The 14,021-nt window shown below is 69.5% G+C and carries 13 protein-coding genes and 2 tRNA genes; 14 read left to right on the plus strand and 1 reads right to left on the minus strand.

Annotated features, from left to right (window positions below; translation table 11 throughout):
* The first annotated feature begins 39 nt into the window (after nucleotides 1–39).
* From gnd to AC1DYZ_RS08125, 9 genes are all read left to right on the plus strand, one after another.
* Nucleotides 40–1,014: a phosphogluconate dehydrogenase (NAD(+)-dependent, decarboxylating) gene (gene gnd / locus AC1DYZ_RS08085; protein ID WP_477064687.1), complete on the plus strand. Its 975-nt coding sequence runs from the start codon at nucleotides 40–42 to the stop codon at nucleotides 1,012–1,014.
* Nucleotides 1,015–1,024: 10 nt separating this feature from the next.
* The gene (recF, locus tag AC1DYZ_RS08090; RefSeq protein WP_477064688.1) at nucleotides 1,025–2,218 is read left to right on the plus strand and encodes a DNA replication/repair protein RecF; all 1,194 of its coding nucleotides are present in this window, start codon (nucleotides 1,025–1,027) and stop codon (nucleotides 2,216–2,218) included.
* Nucleotides 2,208–2,774 (plus strand): DciA family protein, encoded by a 567-nt coding sequence (locus AC1DYZ_RS08095; RefSeq protein WP_477064689.1) that lies wholly within the window; start codon nucleotides 2,208–2,210, stop codon nucleotides 2,772–2,774. The genes recF and AC1DYZ_RS08095 overlap by 11 nt, the downstream gene beginning before the upstream one ends.
* Before the next feature lie 195 nt (nucleotides 2,775–2,969).
* Nucleotides 2,970–5,009, plus strand: a complete 2,040-nt coding sequence (gene gyrB / locus AC1DYZ_RS08100; protein ID WP_477064690.1) for a DNA topoisomerase (ATP-hydrolyzing) subunit B — start codon at nucleotides 2,970–2,972, stop codon at nucleotides 5,007–5,009.
* Nucleotides 5,010–5,113: 104 nt separating this feature from the next.
* Nucleotides 5,114–7,744: a DNA gyrase subunit A gene (gene gyrA, locus AC1DYZ_RS08105; protein ID WP_477064691.1), complete on the plus strand. Its 2,631-nt coding sequence runs from the start codon at nucleotides 5,114–5,116 to the stop codon at nucleotides 7,742–7,744.
* A complete protein-coding gene (locus AC1DYZ_RS08110; protein WP_477064692.1) occupies nucleotides 7,741–8,751 on the plus strand; it encodes a DUF3566 domain-containing protein in 1,011 nt (336 codons plus the stop codon). The genes gyrA and AC1DYZ_RS08110 overlap by 4 nt, the downstream gene beginning before the upstream one ends.
* A gap of 90 nt (nucleotides 8,752–8,841) precedes the next feature.
* Nucleotides 8,842–8,915, plus strand: a tRNA-Ile gene (locus AC1DYZ_RS08115).
* Between the two features lie 22 nt (nucleotides 8,916–8,937).
* A complete protein-coding gene (locus AC1DYZ_RS08120) occupies nucleotides 8,938–9,057 on the plus strand; it encodes a DLW-39 family protein (RefSeq protein WP_456825014.1) in 120 nt (39 codons plus the stop codon).
* 27 nt (nucleotides 9,058–9,084) lie between these two features.
* Nucleotides 9,085–9,157, plus strand: a tRNA-Ala gene (locus AC1DYZ_RS08125).
* Nucleotides 9,158–9,211: 54 nt separating this feature from the next.
* Here the strand turns inward: AC1DYZ_RS08125 and AC1DYZ_RS08130 are convergent.
* Nucleotides 9,212–9,868 carry a GNAT family N-acetyltransferase gene (locus AC1DYZ_RS08130; protein WP_477064693.1) on the minus strand — a complete coding sequence of 219 codons (657 nt, stop codon included), beginning with the start codon at nucleotides 9,866–9,868 and terminating at the stop codon, nucleotides 9,212–9,214.
* Between the two features lie 84 nt (nucleotides 9,869–9,952).
* Here AC1DYZ_RS08130 and AC1DYZ_RS08135 point away from each other — a divergent pair, with 84 nt between their 5' ends.
* Genes AC1DYZ_RS08135 through hisF form a run of 5 tightly spaced genes read left to right on the plus strand, consistent with a single transcriptional unit; the run spans nucleotide 9,953 to nucleotide 13,995 of the window.
* Complete coding sequence (locus AC1DYZ_RS08135) at nucleotides 9,953–10,879, plus strand: ABC transporter ATP-binding protein (RefSeq protein ID WP_477064694.1); 927 nt, start codon at nucleotides 9,953–9,955, stop codon at nucleotides 10,877–10,879.
* Nucleotides 10,876–11,709: an ABC transporter permease gene (locus AC1DYZ_RS08140; protein WP_477064695.1), complete on the plus strand. Its 834-nt coding sequence runs from the start codon at nucleotides 10,876–10,878 to the stop codon at nucleotides 11,707–11,709. The genes AC1DYZ_RS08135 and AC1DYZ_RS08140 overlap by 4 nt, the downstream gene beginning before the upstream one ends.
* The gene (locus AC1DYZ_RS08145) at nucleotides 11,706–12,527 is read left to right on the plus strand and encodes an ABC transporter permease (RefSeq protein WP_477064696.1); all 822 of its coding nucleotides are present in this window, start codon (nucleotides 11,706–11,708) and stop codon (nucleotides 12,525–12,527) included. Before AC1DYZ_RS08140 ends, AC1DYZ_RS08145 begins: the two co-directional genes overlap by 4 nt.
* A 45-nt stretch (nucleotides 12,528–12,572) precedes the next feature.
* Nucleotides 12,573–13,208: an imidazole glycerol phosphate synthase subunit HisH gene (gene hisH, locus AC1DYZ_RS08150; RefSeq protein WP_477064697.1), complete on the plus strand. Its 636-nt coding sequence runs from the start codon at nucleotides 12,573–12,575 to the stop codon at nucleotides 13,206–13,208.
* A complete protein-coding gene (gene hisF / locus AC1DYZ_RS08155; protein ID WP_477064698.1) occupies nucleotides 13,198–13,995 on the plus strand; it encodes an imidazole glycerol phosphate synthase subunit HisF in 798 nt (265 codons plus the stop codon). The genes hisH and hisF overlap by 11 nt, the downstream gene beginning before the upstream one ends.
* Nucleotides 13,996–14,021 lie beyond the last annotated feature (26 nt).

The raw sequence follows: 14,021 nt of genomic DNA on the forward strand, positions 1-14,021 counted from the left end.
CTGACGCTTGACCGGCGCACCACGCTCTGCTGCGGCAGAGTGAGCGGGACACGCACGACGCGAACTCAAGAAGAGGCAGACGGCATGCACATCGGTCTGGTGGGTCTGGGCAAGATGGGCGGGAACATGCGGCAGCGCATCCGCGCCGCCGGCATCGACGTCACGGGGTACGACCGCAGTCCCGACGTCACCGACGTGCCGTCGCTGGCCGCCATGATCGAGGCGCTCCCGGCCGGCGAGCGCGTGGTCTGGGTGATGGTGCCGTCCGGCAAGATCACCGATGCCGTGATCACGGAGCTGTCCGACCTGCTCACGGCCGGTGACGTGGTCATCGACGGCGGCAACTCGTACTACCAGGACGACCTGCCGCACGCCGAGCTGTTGGCGTCGCGTGGCATCGGATTCCTCGATGCCGGCGTCTCGGGCGGCGTGTGGGGCCTGGCCAACGGGTACGGGCTCATGGTCGGCGGCGAGGCCGACACCGTCGCCAAGGTCATGCCGGTGTTCGATGCGTTGCGGCCGGAAGGCCCGCGCAACGAGGGATTCGTGCACGCGGGGACCGTCGGCGCGGGTCACTTCGCGAAGATGGTGCACAACGGGATCGAGTACGGCCTGATGCAGGCGTACGCCGAGGGCTACGAGCTGCTCGCCGCGAAAGACCTGGTCACGGACGTGCACGGCACCATGCGCGCATGGCAGCGCGGGACGGTCGTCCGCTCCTGGCTGCTCGAGCTGCTGGTCAAGGCCCTCGAGCAGGACCCGGGCCTCGGCGCGATCGACGACTGGGTCGAGGACTCCGGTGAGGGTCGGTGGACGGTCGACGAGGCGATCGACCTCTCCGTGCCGGCCCCGGTGATCTCGGCGTCGCTGTTCGCGCGCTTCGCCTCCCGCCAGGAGGAGTCGCCCGCCATGAAGGCCGTCGCCGCGCTCCGTCAGCAGTTCGGCGGCCACGCGGTCAAGCCCGCCGGGACCACGGGACCGGTCACGGGTACGCCGCCGGCACAGTCGGTCTAGCCGGGACCCGATGTACGTCGCGCACCTCTCCCTGACGGACTTTCGCTCGTACGCCCAGGTCGAGCTCCCGCTCGAGCCGGGCATCACGGCGCTCGTCGGACCGAACGGGCAGGGCAAGACGAACCTGGTCGAGGCGCTCGGGTACGTCGCGACCCTGGGCAGCCACCGGGTCCCGACGGATGCCGCGCTCGTGCGGGCCGGGACGACGAGGGCGGTCGTCCGGGCGAAGGTCGTCCGCGAGCTCGAGCCGGGTCAGCCGCGGTCGTCGCTGGTCGAGATCGAGGTCACGCCCGGCAAGGCGAACCGTGCGCGTGTCAACGGCGGTTCGCCGACGCGGGCGCGGGACGTCCTCGGCATCCTGCGGACGGTGCTGTTCGCGCCGGAGGACCTCTCGCTGGTCAAGGGAGATCCCGACGGGCGCCGGAGGTTCCTCGACGACCTCCTGGTCCAGCTCACCCCGCGGGTCGCCGGCGTGATCGCGGACTACGACCGGGTCCTGCGCCAGCGGTCGGCCCTGCTGAAGTCAGCCGGCGCCGCCCGGCGCGGGGGCGGCGCGGATCTGCGCACGCTCGACGTCTGGGACGCGAAGCTCGCGCAGACCGGGGCGCAGATCATCGTGGCACGACGAAACCTGGTCAGGTCCCTCGCGCCGCACGTCGATCGCGCGTATGCGCAGGTCAGCGCGGGGCAGGGCGCCGCGATCGTCACCTACAAGGCGTCCCTCGACGCGGTGCTGGAGACCGACGACGAGACGGCCTCGGTCGACCTGGTGGAGGCGCAGCTGCTCGAGGCGATGGGGCGGTTGCGCACGAAGGAGATCGAACGTGGGGTCAGCCTGGTGGGTCCGCACCGGGACGACCTGGTGCTGACCCTGGGCGGGCTGCCGGCCAAGGGGTACGCGAGCCACGGCGAGTCGTGGTCGTTCGCGCTCGCGCTGCGGCTCGCGTCCTACGAGCTGCTCACCCACGGCGACGAGGGCGACGACGGATGGGGTGGCGGCGACTGGGGCCCCGACGGCGAGCCGGTGCTGATCCTCGATGACGTGTTCGCCGAGCTCGACGCCCGCCGAAGGGACCGGTTGGCCGAGCTCGTGGCCCCGGCGCGGCAGGTCCTCATCACGGCAGCGGTCGCCGACGACGTACCGGCACCGCTGGCCGGTGCGCGCGTCGATGTCATGGGTGGCGAGGTGGCTCGTGTCCTCTGACGACGGCCTCTTTCCCCCGACCAAGGCGCCGGACGGCACGCCGCTGCGTGACCTGGTCGAGCTGACGCCCCCGCGACAGGTGGCGCTCGGCGCGCTGGGCCGGGCGAAGGCCGCCGCCGCGCAGCGAGGTTTCCGACCGGGCGACCCCGCGCGCCGCAAGCCGCTGCTCCAGGTGCAGATGGGCACGGCAGGTCCGGGCGCGCGCGACCCCCAGCTCATCGGCTCCACGGTCGGTGGGCTGCTCGACCAGCTGGGCGGCACGTCGGACCAGGTCGCCGGCGTGCTCAAGCACCGGTGGTCCGAGCTGGTCGGGCCGCAGGTGGCCGAGCACTGCGAGTACGTGTCCTTCGAGGGGGGATCCCTGACGCTGCGCGCACACTCGACGTCGTGGGCGACTCAGCTGAAGTTCCTGGCGCCCGCGATGCTGGGCCGGTTCGCGGCCGACCTGGGTGAGGGGATCGTGCTGGAGATCACCGTGCTCAACCCGGGCGGACCCCGGTTCAAGACGGGCCCGAAGCGCGTCGCCGGGCGGGGCGAGCGCGACACGTTCCGCTGAGCGGGTCGACCCGCACGAACACCGCGCGCCGACTGCCGTGTGAAAAGACGGTCCAGGCCGCTCCACCAGGTAGACTGTAAAGGTCATTCCTGGCGCATCTGTGCCTGGAACTCCAGCGTCATGGAGTGATCCGATCCGGTGAAGTTCGGTCGGCCCCCTCCGTCGCGTGTGAGAGCTTGAGGAGCACCACCGCCCGTGACCGAGCAGAGCACCCCCCCGTCCAGCACCTTGAAGAGCGGCAACGGCGGGTACGACGCCAGCGCGATCACGGTGCTCGAGGGGCTCGAGGCGGTGCGCAAGCGCCCCGGCATGTACATCGGCTCCACCGGCGAGCGCGGCCTGCACCACCTGGTGTCCGAGGTCGTCGACAACTCCGTGGACGAGGCCCTGGCCGGCTACTGCGACCACGTCGAGGTCACGCTGCTCGCCGACGGCGGCGTGCGGGTGGTCGACAACGGCCGCGGCATCCCGGTCGCCATCCACCCGACCGAGGGCCGACCGACCGTCGAGGTCGTCATGACGATCCTGCACGCCGGCGGCAAGTTCGGGGGCGCCGGCTACGCGGTCTCCGGCGGCCTGCACGGCGTCGGCATCTCCGTCGTGAACGCGCTGTCCACGCGGGTGGAGACCGTGGTCAAGCGCGACGGCTTCACGTGGCAGCAGAACTTCTCCGACGGCGGCAAGCCGCTGGGCGAGCTGCAGAAGGGCGAGCCCACCGACGAGACCGGGACCTCGCAGACCTTCTGGGCCGACCCGGCCATCTTCGAGACGACCGACTACGACTTCGAGACGCTGCGCGCGCGGTTCCAGCAGTACGCGTTCCTCAACAAGGGCCTGCAGATCTCGCTCACCGACGAGCGTCCGGCCCACCTCGACACCGGCGACGAGGTCGCCGGCGAGGAGGAGAAGGAGGAGGGCGCCCCGGCCCCTTCCCGGAACGTCACCTACAAGTACGACGACGGCCTGGTCGACTACGTGAAGCACCTCAACAGCGCCAAGAAGGTGGAGGTCGTCCACCCGGACATCATCGACTTCGAGTCCGAGGACACCGAACGCCGGATCGCCGTCGAGATCGCCCTGCAGTGGACCAACGCGTACTCCGAGTCCGTCCACACGTACGCGAACACGATCTCCACCACGGAGGGCGGCACGCACGAGGAAGGCTTCCGTGCGGCGATGACCTCCCTGATCAACCGCTACGCGCGCGACAAGGGCATCCTCAAGGAGAAGGACGAGAACCTCACGGGCGACGACATCCGCGAGGGCCTCACGGCCGTCATCTCCATCAAGCTGGGCGAGCCGCAGTTCGAGGGCCAGACCAAGACGAAGCTCGGCAACACCGAGGCGAAGACATTCGTGCAGCGCGTGGTCAACGACCAGCTGGGCGACTGGCTGGAGTCGCACCCGACCGAGGCGCGCGACGTGATCCGCAAGTCGATCCAGGCGGCCGCCGCGCGCATGGCAGCGCGCAAGGCCCGCGAGGCCACCCGGCGCAAGGGCCTGCTCGAGTCCGGTGGCATGCCGGGCAAGCTCCGCGACTGCCAGTCCAACCGCGCCGAGGAGTGCGAGGTCTTCATCGTCGAGGGCGACTCGGCCGGCGGCTCGGCGGTCCGTGGCCGCAACCCGCGGACGCAGGCGATCCTGCCCATCCGCGGGAAGATCCTCAACGTCGAGCGGGCGCGGTTGGACCGGGCGTTGGGCAACCAGGAGGTCCAGGCGCTGATCACGGCCTTCGGCACCGGCATCGGCGAGGACTTCGACCTGTCCAAGCTGAGGTACCACAAGATCGTGATCATGGCCGACGCCGATGTCGACGGTCAGCACATCCGGACCCTGCTGCTCACCCTGCTGTTCCGCTACATGCCGAACCTCATCACGCACGGGCACGTGTACCTCGCGCAGCCGCCGCTGTACCGCATCAAGTGGGCGAACGCCGAGCACGACTACGTCTACACGGATCGCGAGCGGGATGCCGTCATCGCGGACGGGCAGGCCAGCGGCAAGCGGCTTCCCAAGGAGAACTCGGTCCAGCGCTACAAGGGCCTGGGCGAGATGGACTACCAGGAGCTGTGGGAGACGACGATGTCGCCCGAGCACCGCACGCTGCTGCAGGTCACGCTCGACGAGGCCGCGGCGGCCGACGAGATCTTCTCGGTCCTCATGGGTGAGGACGTCGAGTCCCGTCGCTCGTTCATCCAGCGCAACGCGAAGGACGTGCGGTTCCTCGACATCTGAGGAGTGAGCGAAGCGAGCCCCGGAAGATGTCGACAGACAACACAGTCATCTAGGCCGCTCCGCAGTACGGGCCCCAAGCAGAGCAACTGACGTAAGGAAACACGTTGAGCGAGACCACCGGCAACGAGATCGAGCACGGCCGCATCGACCAGATCGACCTGCAGCTCGAGATGCAGCGCTCGTACCTGGACTACGCGATGTCCGTCATCGTCGGCCGCGCCCTGCCGGACGTCCGCGACGGCCTGAAGCCGGTGCACCGCCGCGTGCTCTACGCGATGTACGACGGCGGCTACCGGCCGGACCGCCAGTTCTCCAAGTGCTCGCGCGTCGTCGGCGACGTCATGGGCAAGTACCACCCGCACGGAGACACGGCGATCTACGACGCCCTGGTGCGCCTGGTGCAGGACTGGTCGCTGCGGTACCCGCTGGTGGCCGGCCAGGGCAACTTCGGCTCCCCGGGCGACGACCCGGCGGCCGCCCCGCGGTACACCGAGTGCAAGATGGCGCCGCTGTCCATGGAGATGGTCCGGGACATCGACAAGGACACCGTCGACTTCCAGGACAACTACGACGGCCGCACGCAGGAGCCCACGGTCCTGCCCTCGCGGTTCCCGAACCTGCTGGTCAACGGCTCGTCCGGCATCGCCGTCGGCATGGCCACCAACATCCCGCCGCACAACCTGCGCGAGGTCGCCGAGGGCGTGCAGTGGCACCTCGACCACCCCGAGGCGTCGCGCGAGGAGCTGCTCGCGGCGCTCCTGGTGCGGATCAAGGGACCCGACTTCCCCACGGGCGCGACGATCCTGGGCCACAAGGGCATCGAGGAGGCGTACCGGACCGGTCGCGGCTCGATCACGATGCGCGCGATCGTCGAGGTCGAGGAGATCCAGGGCCGCATCTGCCTGGTGGTCACCGAGCTGCCGTACCAGGTGAACCCCGACACCCTGGCCAAGAAGATCGCCGACCTGGTCAAGGAGAACCGCGTCACCGGCATCGCGGACATCCGCGACGAGACGAGTGGTCGCGCCGGCCAGCGCCTGGTGATCGTGCTCAAGCGCGACGCCGTCGCGAAGGTCGTGCTGAACAACCTCTACAAGCACACGCAGCTGCAGGACACGTTCGGCGCGAACATGCTCGCGCTCGTCGACGACGTCCCCCGCACGCTGAGCATCGACGCGTTCGTGCGCCACTGGGTCACCCACCAGCTCGACGTCGTGGTCCGCCGGACCCGGTACAAGCTGCGCGAGGCCGAGGCGGAGATCCACATCTACCGCGGGTACCTCAAGGCGCTCGACGCGCTCGACGAGGTCATCGCCCTCATCCGGCGCTCCCCCGACTCCGACGAGGCGCGCACGGGCCTCATGGAGATGCTCGACATCGACGAGGTCCAGGCCAACGCCATCCTCAACCTGCAGCTGCGACGGCTCGCGGCCCTGCAGCGCCAGCAGATCCTCGAGAACTACGCCAAGCTCGAGGCCGAGATCCTCGAGTACCAGGCGATCCTCGACTCCGAGCAGCGCCAGCGGGACATCGTCTCCGACGAGCTGGGCGAGATCGTCGCGAAGTACGGCGACGAGCGACGCACGACGATCCTGCCGTTCGACGGCGAGGTCAGCGTCGAGGACCTCATCGCCGAGGAGGAGATGGTCGTCACCATCACCCGCGGCGGGTACGCCAAGCGGACGCGCTCGGACAACTACCGGGCGCAGCGCCGTGGCGGCAAGGGCGTGCGCGGCGCGCAGCTGCGCGAGGACGACCTGGTCGACCACTTCTTCGTCACGACGACCCACCACTGGCTGCTGTTCTTCACCAACCTCGGCCGCGTCTACCGCGCCAAGGCGTACGAGCTGCCCGAGGGCGGCCGCGACGCCAAGGGTCAGCACGTGGCCAACCTGCTCGCGTTCCAGCCGGGCGAGAAGATCGCGCAAGTGCTCGACATCCGCGACTACACCAAGGCGGAGTACCTGGTCCTGGCCACGCAGCGCGGCCTGGTGAAGAAGACGCGCCTGACTGACTACGACTCCAACCGCTCGGGCGGCGTCATCGCGATCAACCTGCGCGAGGACGACGAGGGCCTGCCGGACGAGCTTGTCTCCGCGCGGCTGGTCGACTCCGACCAGGACCTCATCCTGGTGTCGCGCAAGGGGCAGTCGGTGCGCTTCACCGCGTCCGACGAGTCGCTGCGGCCCATGGGCCGGGCCACGTCCGGCGTCACGGGCATGAAGTTCCGCGCCGACGACGAGCTGCTGGCCATGGACGTCGTGCGGGAGGACGCGTTCCTGTTCACCGTCACGGAGGGCGGCATCGCCAAGCGGACCGCCCTCACGGTCGAGAACTACCGTCAGCAGGGCCGCGGTGGTCTGGGCATCAAGGTGGCCAACCTGCCCGAGGCGAACGGCGACCTCGTCGGGGCGCTCGTGGTGGACCCCGACGACGAGGTCCTGGTCATCATGGAGCGCGGCAAGATCGTGCGTTCGGCCACGTCGGAGGTCAACGCGACGGGTCGCACGACGCAGGGCGTCATCTTCGCGAAGCCCGACAGCGGGGACCGGATCATCGCGGTCGCGCGCAACACTGAGCGACACCTGGCCGACGAGCCAGGTACCGTGGGCGCTGAGAATGGCCAGGTTTCCGACGGATCGGACGCCACGGACGGCTCAGCGGACGTCATCAGTGACGCCGAGGCGCCTGCCGACGACGCCGTGACCGACGACCTTCCCGCGGAGGACGCATGACCGATTCCACGCCCCCCTCGATCCCACCACGCAAACGCCCGACGACGCCGACGACCTCAGGTCGCACCACGACGTCCACGCCACGCAAGGGATCGACCTCGGCGTGGAGCGAGCCGGGTGCAGGTGCCGACGACGCGGCGACGAAGGTGCCCGGCCTCAACGGCACCAACGGGACCACCGCGTTCACGGTGCCGGCCAGCGTCATGCCGCCGACGGTGAGCCCGACACGGACGTCGACGCGGCCGGATGCACGCGCGGAGCCGTCGAGCGGGCCCACGGCGGAGCGGTCGACGAGCAACGGTTCGGCGGCGCCGGTGGCGGCCGCCACGGCCGCCACCGCGATATCTCCACAGGATCGTGACACCACCACCGCCACGGTGGACGACGAGCAGGACCCGCCGTCCCCGATGATGGTCGCAGTGGACACCGCCACGGTCTGGCTCAAGAAGGCCGGTGTCGCCACGACCACCGCGTTCGCCGCGGCCACTCGACCCCGGCCCCCCAAGGAACCGACCATGACGACCACCCCGGCAGCCGCCCCGGCGGCGACCACGAGCGCCCCCCCGCGGACGGCGACCTCGACCGAGAACCTCACCGGTGCGCGGCCGAGCACGGGTCGCATCCCGACGATCGGCCAGCACGGCGCCCCGCGCCGCGTCAGGCTCGCGATCTCGCGCGTCGACCCGTGGTCGGTGATGAAGCTGTCGTTCCTGCTGTCGGTCGCCATCGGCGTGATGTTCGTCGTCGCCGCGGCGGTGGTGTGGTTCACGCTCAACGGGCTCCACGTGTTCACCAAGGCCGACAACCTCGTCACGCAGATCACCGGCACGGAGAGCGGCATCGACATCCTGCAGTACGTCGAGTTCTCCCGGATCATCTCCGGCGCGACGCTCATCGCGGTCATCGACGTCTTCCTGCTGACGGCCCTGTCGACCATCGGCGCGTTCCTGTACAACATCGTGGCGGCCCTCGTCGGCGGCGTGCACGTCACCATGACGGACGAGTGACCACAGCCACTCCGTAGCCGGTTTGGGCGCCACCCCTGCCCTGGGGTAGTCTCATCCGGCGCCACTGCGGCGCAGGCAATGGCAGTGCACGGGCCTATAGCTCAGACGGTTAGAGCGCTTCCCTGATAAGGAAGAGGTCACAGGTTCAAGTCCTGTTAGGCCCACTCCCGACCCGTGGGGGAACCGATGAAGAAGCTCCTGCTCCTGGTGGCCCTGGCCGCCCTCGGATTCGTCGTGTGGCAGAAGTACGCACAGGATCGCGACGAGCGAGACCTGTGGGCCGAGGTCACTGACACCTTCGAGTAAGGACGCCCCCGCCGTGTGCTCGGGCACGGGGCCATGGCGCAATTGGTAGCGCACCTGCTTTGCAAGCAGGGGGTTAGGGGTTCGAGTCCCCTTGGCTCCACAGGCGTGACGAAGGCCCCTGACCGCGTGCGGTCCGGGGCCTTCGTCGTCGGGCTCAGAGTCCGAGCTGCTCCCGTGCGCGGTCCACGCCGACGAGGGTCACCTCGGGCCGCAGCTCCGCCGGGCGCGCGTCCCAGGCGGCCCGGTCCAGGACGTAGCGGTTGCTGAGCGCGGGCTGTCCCTCGCGCGCGTCGACGCCGACGCCGTTCGGCGCGTAGCCGAGCCGCCGGGTGACCGCGTTCGAGGCGGCGTTGTCGGCGAAGGCGGTGGTCGTCGCCACCTGCGCGTCGAAGCCGTCGAACAACAGGTGCAGGATCATCAGCCGCATCCGGGTGCCGAGCCCTTGGCCCTGGTGCCGACGACCGAGCCATGAGCCCGTCTCCGCAGAGCGCGCGACCGGGAAGTTCTTGGCCATGATCCCCTGCGTGCCCAGCACCTCGCCGGCGCGCACGAGCGCGAGGTCGATGTGCCAGTCGTCCGGGGTGGTCGCCGCGCGCTTGCCCCACTGGTACGTGAGGATGCTGCGCGCCACCTCCTGAGGCGTGCCGCGGGTCCAGGTGCCGGTGAACGGCATCGTCTCGGGCGCGTGGATGCCCTCCGAGGCGACCTGGGCGAGGCCGGTCAGCGTGGGCTCGTCGAGGTAGCGCAGCTCGAGGTCGCCGCAGGTCACACGCAGGTCTGCCAGGGGCCAGAGGTCGGCGAGGTCCGTCATCGCTGCAGGGTGTCGTCGGACGCGGCGGCGGTCAAGATCAAAGTCTGCAGCGCCTGTCGGCGCACTCGTCTAGGTTGGTCCGCTGTGACCGCTCCCGTCATCGCCGCCCAGGGTCTCACCAAGCGCTTCGGCGACTTCACCGCCGTCGACGGCATCGACTTCGAGGTGCCGCCCGGTGAGTCCTTCGGGCTGCTGGGACCCAACGGCGCGGGCAAGTCCACCACGATGCGGATGGTCGGCGCGGTCTCGTCGCGGACCGCCGGCGAGCTGCGGGTGCTCGGCCTCGACCCGGACACGCACGGGCCCGAGATCCGATCCTTGCTCGGCGTGGTCCCGCAGGAGGACAACCTCGACACCGAGCTGCGCGTGCGCGACAACCTCATCGTCTACGGCCGCTACTTCGGCATCCCGCGGTCGGTGTGCGCGTCGCGGGCCGACGAGCTCCTGGGCTTCGCGCAGCTCGAGGAGAAGCGCAACGCCAAGGTCGACGACCTCTCGGGCGGCATGAAGCGCCGGCTGACCATCGCCCGGGCGCTCATCAACGAGCCGCGCATCCTCATGCTCGACGAGCCGACCACCGGGCTCGACCCGCAGGCGCGCCACGTGCTGTGGGACCGGCTGTTCCGGCTCAAGGAGCGCGGCACCACGCTGGTGCTCACCACGCACTACATGGACGAGGCCGAGCAGCTGTGCGACCGCCTGGTGGTCGTCGACAAGGGCCGGATCATGGCCGAGGGCAGCCCGTCGAGCCTGATCCGGCAGTACTCGACGCGCGAGGTGGTGGAGCTGCGCTTCGGGTCCGACCGCAACGCCGATGCCGCCGTGCGCATGGCCGGCCTGGTGGAGCGGATCGAGGTGCTGCCGGACCGCGTGCTGCTGTACGCCGAGGACGGCGAGGCGGTGCTCGAGCGCGTCACCGACCTCGGCCTGCACCCCACGACCTCACTGGTCCGGCGCTCCAGTCTCGAGGACGTGTTCCTGCGGCTCACAGGGCGGAGCCTGATCGAATGACGACCACCCTGCCCGACGCCGCCGTCGCTGTGGCGGCCCGACCGCGCCGGTTCGGCGCCTGGTACGTCGCGGAGCACCAGCTGCGCGGCATGAAGGCGTACGGCTGGACGATCGTCGTCGGGTCCGTCGGCAGCCCCCTGCTGTACCTGCTCGGCATCGGGCTGGGCCTGGCGACGTTCCTCGACCAGTCGGTGGCCTCCGGCGCCGACGGTCCCGTGAGCTACGTGTGGTTCGTCGCCCCCGCGCTGCTGGCGACCGCCGGCGTGACCGTCGCGATGGACGAGTTCACGTTCGTCATCATGGCCGGGTTCAAGTGGCGCCGGATCTTCTGGGGCATGAACGCCTCGCCGATCGCACCGCCGCAGATCATGGCCGGGCTCGTGCTGTCCGTGGTGCTGCGGATGCTCTTCACGACGACGATCTACTACCTGCTGATCGTGGCGTTCGGCGCCGTCGGCGACCCGGTCAGGGGCGCGCTGATGCCGCTGGTCGGCGTCCTGGCCGGGCTGGCGTTCGGGCTACCCCTCATGGCGTTCTCCGCGAGCCTGACGGAGGACAAGGGCCAGTTCGCGCTGGTGCAGCGGTTCGTCTTCACGCCGCTGTTCCTGTTCTCCGGGACGTTCTACCCCCTGGCCACCCTGCCGGTCTGGCTGCAGTGGGTCGGCTGGATCTCCCCCTTGTGGCACGCGAGCGAGATCGGCCGGACCCTGTCGTACGGCTCGCCGCCCGGGGCGTGGCCCGTCGGCTGGCACCTCGCCATCCTGCTCGTCATGGCCGCCCTCGGCTGGGTGCTGGCGCGCCGCGCCTTCGTCAGGAGGTTGCGCGGATGACCGCCACCACCGCTGACGCCCCCTCGCGCAGCACCGCCGTGAGCGCCCTGTACGCCCGCAACGCGCGGTCGGTCGTGGCCCGCGGGCTCAAGGCCACCAAGAGCTCGAGCGGCATCGTGGTGCTGTCCGGGTTCTTCGAGCCGGTCTTCTTCCTGTTCGCCATGGGCGTCGGGCTGGGCTCGTACATCGGCGACGTCGAGCTGCCGACCGGGGGCTCGGTGTCCTATGCGGCGTTCATCGCGCCGGCACTGCTCGCGGTGTCCGCGATGAACGGGGCCGTCTACGACTCCACGTGGAACGTGTTCTTCAAGATGCACTTCGGCAAGCTCTACGACGCGATGCTGGCGACGTCCCTCGGGCCGCTGGACGTGGCGTTCGGCGAGATCTCCTACGCGCTGCTCCGCGGCGGCGTGTACGCCCTCGGGTTCCTCACGGTCATGCAGGTCATGGGGCTCAACCTCGCGTGGTCCGCGGCGCTGGCCATCCCGGCGGTGCTGCTCGTGGCGTTCGGGTTCGCCAGCGTCGGCATGGCCGTCACCAGCTACATGAAGACCTTCCAGCAGATGGACTGGATCAACTTCGTGATGCTCCCGATGTTCCTGTTCTCGGCCACCTTCTACCCCATCACCGTGTACCCGGGGTGGTTGCAGGGGGTCATCAAGGCGTTGCCGCTGTGGCACGCGGTGGAGCTGGTGCGCGGCCTGACCCTCGGGGTGCTCGACGGCTCGATGCTTGTGCACGTCGCGTACTTCGTCGTCATGATCGGGCTCGGTCTGACGTTCACGACCGTGCGGTTGCGTGCCCTGTTCCTCGACTGACTCCGACCACATATTGAGACACGCGTGCCGTGTAGGATTGGGCAAGTGATCGGGATCATCGACTATCGCACCGGGAATTCGCAGAGCATTTCCTATGCGCTCGAGCACCTCGGTGTCCCGCACGCGCTCGTGGCCAAGCCGAGCGAGTGCGACGAGGTCGACAGGTACATCCTTCCCGGCGTCGGGGCTGCCGGCGTGACCATGGAGTCGTTGGCCCAGGAGGGGTGGATCGACCACCTGAACGAGAAGGTCCGGGGCGATGGCCAGGCCTTTCTCGGTGTCTGCGTCGGTCTCCAGGTGCTGTTCGAGCACTCGGCCGAGGGCGATGTCGAGTGCCTCGGCTGGTTGCCCGGGAGCGTGCACGAGTTCGACCGCTCCGAGGTCCGCGTTCCGCACATGGGCTGGAACAATGTCGAGGTCCGCGGCGACCACCCGTTCTCACGGTCATTCACACCGGGCGGCTTCTACTATTTCGTGAATTCTTTCTATGCCCGTCCGACGGATGATTCCACGCTGGTCGGCGTGACCACCTACGGCCAGGAGTTCGCCGCCGCGGTCGCGCACAAGAACATCATGGCGACGCAGTTTCACACCGAGAAGAGCGCGCGGGCCGGCCTGCAGGTGCTCAAGTCGTTCTGCGACCTCGACCTCTCAGACGTGAAGGATCTCGATGCTCGCTAACCGGCTCATCGCCTGTTTCGACGTGAAGGACGGCCGGGTCACCAAGGCCCAGCAGTTCCAGGACAACATCGACGTGGGGGACCCGGCCGAGCTGGCCGACCGGCTGTACCACGAGGACGTCGACGAGATCGTCATCTACGACATCATGGCCAGCGCCCAGAAGCGCCAGATCGACCTCGACATGGTCCGCAAGGCCGCGCACCGGACCTTCGTGCCGCTGACGGTCGGGGGTGGCATCCGGCACCTCGAGGACATGCACGCGGTGCTGCGCGCCGGCGCGGAGAAGATCAGCATCGACTCCATGGCCGTGCGCGAGCCGGAGATCATCACGCACGGGTCGGTCGAGTTCGGCCGGCAGTGCATCGTGCTGAGCATGCAGGTCAAGCGCGTGGAGAAGACCGCGAAGATCCCCAGCGGGTACGAGATCGCGATCGACGGCGCACGGACCTACACCGGCATGGACGCGGTCGAGTGGGCGAAGCGCGGGCAGGACCTGGGCGCCGGCGAGATCGTCGTCAACAGCATCGACCGCGACGGCACGGGCGCGGGGTACGACCTGGACATCACCGGCATGATCACCGAGGCCGTCCAGCTGCCCGTCATCGCGTCCGGTGGCGCCGGTCTGGTCAGCCACGTGAGCCAGGCCTTCGCCATCGGGGCCACCGGCGCCATCGTCAGCTCGATGCTCTACTCGCCGCGCGTCGAGCACACGCTCTCCGTCGGGGAGATGAAGGCGCAGCTCGGGGAGCTGGGCGAGCGCGTCCGCCCGGTGCACAGCGCGGACTGAACGCCCACGCCGCCGGCGCCGGTCGG

Source organism: Cellulomonas sp. P1_C4 (assembly GCF_056406355.1).